Raw genomic sequence first — 2,625 nt, 5'->3', positions numbered from 1 at the left:
GTACCATTACTATTGAATCCTGTCGGTAAAGCAATGCTTTTACCCGCAAGTTTTTTACAGATTTCACGGATTATCCCAAAATCAACATAGACACCATCATCACACAAATATAGATTACTTCCTGCAAATACAATCCCTGCCGTACCTCCACCTGATTGAATCGTTTCAAATTGACCTGAAATATTAGTCGATGTAAATTTCACGTGCCGTTCTGTTCCATCTGAATAAGAAACGCCAACTTTGTCTCCAAAATAGACAACGTCATCAAAATGAAATCCTTTGCTCATCCCATTTTTAAGTTTTTTGGCATACCATGTTAATTTCATTGTATAGGTAGAAGCATTTGAAGTATCTTTGTGTGCCCAAGTCATATATTCCGCCGCATAATCTAAATCAAAGTCAAGCCCCCGCCACTCATTATGTCCCGATAGATTGTTCGCACCGATTGTTCCGACCAATGTTTCATTACGACGAATTGTGATACCTTGTGAGTCAATTTGTGTCACAAGTTTACCGTTATCATAGTAGCCAATGCTTGACCCCGTAATTCGGATAGCAGCACTCGCAGTAATTGTTGTCAGGATATTCGTTGCTATCTTGTCAGCTGTAATGGAATGAGAGGCAATCCGTGCTGCTGACAAGGTACCTGTTGTGATTTTTGCTGCATCCAGACTTGAGATTTTAGCACTTGAAATTGTCGCATCTCCAATCTTTGCATTTGTGATTGCAGCAGTCGCAATCATCGCTGATGTAATCACGCCGCTATCAATTGTGGTCGTGCCGGTAATATGGACTTTATTCCCACTAATCAAAATCCCTTCAGTGGATACATTGATTTGATTAATGACATCACCCTTTGCCACTCGTAGATTAATTAAATCTTTCGTCATCAGTATCGCTGAGTACAAGCTAGTCGTTCTCGTGTAATCCTGCCGAGTCGCCAAAGGATAGAGATTTCCTTGATAAACATCTGGTGCATCCATCGTATTGACACGTACACGCATTTTAACCACCCCACTCGGAATTGTTACTGCACTTGATGTATTAGTTGTATTCATTTGATAAAGCAGATGATCACTACTGGGGTTCAAATTAAATGGTGTTGTGCTGACATTATAAATCCCTGCGTATGAACTTGTTTTTATTGAGAAGAAGGCAAGATAGAGACTGTCCCCAGTCACACCACTTTGTTGATCACTTGTTAATGACCATTCATAAGTTGTTTGTGCACTGGATATAATTGTCGCAATTTGTATCCAGTTACCATTTGTATAAAGCCAGACGGTGTTATCAGATGTATCTTTTTTACCTGTCCAAGTCAGGAGTTGAGGAACTATTTTTCCGTCAAGTGGTAATTTATAAATTACCAGATAATCACCAGAATTTGAATAAGGATTGGTAGTCGGAGTAAGTGTAATAGGTAAATTTTCTACATTTTTAACAAGTAAATAACTAGCAATCGTTTCATTTGTATAGGCACCTGCTGCTAAAGTCTCTGTGTATTGTTTCCCATTTGGAACAAAATCAACATAGGGGACGTTTAAGCCATAATAGTGATAATAAAAAGCAACAGTCGACCCATCTACCAACTGTGAAATATACTTTTCCCCATAAGTAACATCAAGAAAACCACTGCGAAGAACAGCATTTGAAGCAACTTCAGAACCATCGCTACTAGATAAACTCCCTTTTTCCCACTGATTAATTTTAAACGGGACCCCGATTTTATTATCAGTTTCAGAAATTTTCGCAAGAAATGTTGTCGCATTTTGCAGGATAGTATTTTCTGCAGTCACAACTCTTCCTGTCAAAGTATCAACCGTTGTCTGACTCGCCTTACTTGAAATTTGACCTGCTTGAATCATCAAGCTTGTTTCTGCAGTCGTCATTCTATTTTGAAAGGCAGTCATACCACTTGCGAATACTTGAATTTGAGTCGTATTTCTCGTGACACTTGTTGTCAGTGTTTCAACTTGTAGGTACGCTCGATTTGCAGCATTAAAAGCAACATTCGCATTCTCTAATGCTTGTGCTGTTTCTGCTTGTGCGAGTTCTACTGCTCGTTTGACCTCTTCTTGAGTCAAATCAGTCATCAACGCAAACCATTGTGTTAAACCTCCTCTGGTTTCATATAGCCACATCTCAAGTCTATCGCCATTTTCCTTATACCAAACATCACCAAGTCTAGCGTTGACTGGTGTCGAAACACCATAAAAATTAGTGTTCTTGCCATTCGCTGCTGTCAAAGCGTAATCAGCATCATCAACTGCCTGTTTCACTTGCGTATCTACTCGTTTGATGTCTTTGGCAATATCTGTAAATTTTGGTATGCTATTGCCAAGTGAAATTGAGATATAAGCTTTCAAAAGCGGATTGTATTGATACGACAGCATACGTGTCATGATGTTCAAACTATCCTCTTCATGGATGACAGATACTGTGTCCCCTAGATTAACTGTTTCAAGTGTGGCAAAATCTTGATATTCTTCTGTCTTTTCAAGAGATGCGAATTCAACCTCATAAGTTGCAATAGGTAAATCAATTTGGTTAATTGAATATTCTTGATTGGCAAGTTCTCGAAGTTTTGCATAGGCTTGTATTTGAGACAACTCGCCTTCTTTATTA

At 38.8% G+C, this 2,625-nt stretch carries 1 protein-coding gene; it reads right to left on the bottom strand.

What is annotated here, in order from left to right; all coding sequences use genetic code 11:
* Positions 1-2,609 (bottom strand): phage tail spike protein (locus RsY01_RS10690; RefSeq protein WP_305775291.1); only part of this gene is annotated, 2,609 nt, incomplete at its 3' end.
* Positions 2,610-2,625 lie beyond the last annotated feature (16 nt).

Source organism: Pseudolactococcus reticulitermitis, assembly GCF_002260845.1.
GTDB classification, from domain to species: Bacteria; Bacillota; Bacilli; order Lactobacillales; family Streptococcaceae; genus Pseudolactococcus; species Pseudolactococcus reticulitermitis.
The sequence above is the reverse complement of the archived record's forward strand: the minus strand, read 5'-3'. Positions and strand labels throughout refer to the sequence as shown.